This is a genomic window from Clostridium psychrophilum, from assembly GCF_018861705.1.
In the GTDB taxonomy this organism is placed as follows: domain Bacteria; phylum Bacillota; class Clostridia; order Clostridiales; family Clostridiaceae; genus Clostridium_AD; species Clostridium_AD psychrophilum.
Genome location: NZ_JAHLEC010000231.1, coordinates 1 through 1,640, shown reverse-complemented (window position 1 = coordinate 1,640; position 1,640 = coordinate 1). Strand labels below are relative to the sequence as shown.

Annotated in this window: 1 protein-coding gene; it reads left to right on the top strand. The window is 31.8% G+C overall.

Annotation, left to right across the window (positions count from 1 at the left end; all coding sequences use genetic code 11):
• Positions 1 to 115 precede the first annotated feature (115 nt).
• Entirely contained in the window at positions 116 to 1,537 is a 1,422-nt protein-coding gene (locus tag KPL38_RS19150; protein WP_216290729.1) for a transposase, read from the top strand.
• Positions 1,538 to 1,640 lie beyond the last annotated feature (103 nt).

The following is a 1,640-nucleotide window of genomic DNA, read 5'->3' as shown; positions in this document are numbered from 1 at the left end:
TAACCTTGTAGTCAAGTGACTTCAAGGCTTTACAATCATATATTTACAGGAATTCCCCCACCTTTTGTCGAATTTATATTCATCACAACTAAATTCACAGAAAGGAGAAAATTCCATGCAATCGAATTTAAAACAATTATCTCTTACTGATATTTACACAGATCTGGATGAGTATTTTCATCAAGATAAACCAAAGCTAATACGTCTTTTTGACCAATATATCAACTTATCTGAATTAATTCCTCAAAGCTTCATTAATCACTATTATGCTTCAACTGGACACCCTAGGAATTACAAACTTTCATCTATGGTAACAGCTTTAATTATAAAAATGATACTCTCTATCGCCGATATATCTTTGCTAATTAATGTATTAAATCTCTCTTCGGAGCTTAAGACATTATGTGGTTTTTCTAGAGTACCAAATGCATCCCAATTTTCAAGACTAAAAATGGACTTTGAAGATGATTTTCTTATGTTTTTTAATAATCTAGTTGAAATTACTGAACCTATATGCAAAAGGCTGAGCCCAGATCTTGCTGCTATTTTGGTGGCCGATACTACAGGCATTGAGGGTTATGTTAAAGAAAACAACCCTAAGGCCTTTGACTCAGTTATGAGAAATACTAGGAAGTTTTCTAAGAACATCCCTAATTTCAATGCTCATAGCTACGCTTGTTATCAGATGCCTAAAGAATCTCTTTCTAATAAAGACATTAAATTATCTTATATCAACGGTCACTATTGTTACTCAAGGAAAGTCGCTTTAGTCACCAATGGTCTTGGCATCATAAGGCATATTGATTTTTACAACAGTGATAATTCTATTAATATAGCTGACGCTAAATCGGGAGCTGAGCATAAAGATAATTATGATGCCAAGAGCCTTATCCCAGTACTTAATAATTACTTCAATTATCATTCTAATTTTACATACAAATATTTTTTAGGTGATGCTGGCTTTGACGCCATTCAAAATTATAAATATCTTTATAAAGATCATAATATTATCCCTATAATCCCACTCAATCCAAGAGCAACCAAGAATATAGGCAAACCCAAAATCAGCGACAATGGGATTCCTACATGCCCAAAAGATGATTCTTTACATATGAAATTTGACGGTTCCTCAAAAGAAAAAGGAAGACCATTAAGGCTAAAATGGCTCTGTCCAAAATCCAAGAAAACAGCTGTAAAAGGTAAAACAAAGTATATTCTATCCTGTGAAAATCCTTGCACTACATCTCCTTGTGGTAGAATGCATCACACTAATGTTAATGATAATTACAGACTTAATACTGTTATCCCAAGAGGATCAGATAAATGGATTCACCTTTACAAAATAAGAACCATAATTGAAAGAACTAACTTCATGGTAAAATTTCCTATGTGTCTTGGATATACAAAGTTAAGAAATACTGTGTCCCTTAAAGTTGAAGTAATTCTCGCTGCAATAACACAACAAATTGTAATTTTAATTGCTGATAAACTTGATAAAAAAACTCACCTTTTATCTGTAAAATCTTTAATAGCATAGTTATTTTTTATAGTTAACCTAATGCTTATTAAGTTCGCTATAAATCAGGAGAATCTTTATCCATTATTTGTATTGGTTTTATGAAAAGTTTTGCAATTAACTA

Bases quoted from the DNA above. Each gene is read 5' to 3' on its own strand.
- KPL38_RS19150 (WP_216290729.1), top strand. From the start codon at position 116: ATGCAATCGAATTTAAAACAATTATCTCTTACTGATATTTACACAGAT.